The sequence below is a fragment of the Psychromonas aquatilis genome, assembly GCF_038155185.1.
GTDB lineage: Bacteria > Pseudomonadota > Gammaproteobacteria > Enterobacterales > Psychromonadaceae > Psychromonas > Psychromonas aquatilis.
Map to the genome: position 1 here is coordinate 1 of NZ_JBAKAZ010000316.1, position 223 is coordinate 223.

At 40.8% G+C, this 223-nt stretch carries 1 pseudogene; it reads right to left on the bottom strand.

Features of this window, described 5'->3' with window-relative positions:
- Positions 1 to 223 (bottom strand): annotated as a pseudogene (locus V6256_RS15700) (DNA topoisomerase IV subunit B); the annotation flags it as partial.

The following is a 223-nucleotide window of genomic DNA, read 5'->3' on the forward strand; positions in this document are numbered from 1 at the left end:
AAATTCGCAGAGCCTGGGTCGATACCAATCGATACTGATATATTATGGATTTCTTCAGAGCTTAAAATTACCTCCGACTCATCTTCCCAGGTATTTTTAATTTTACCTCGTAACGGCATAATCTCTTGAAACTCACGATCCCTTGCTTGATTTGCACTACCACCAGCAGAGTCACCTAACAATAAAAATAGCTCTCCACGCATACGATCTGGCGTAGAACATT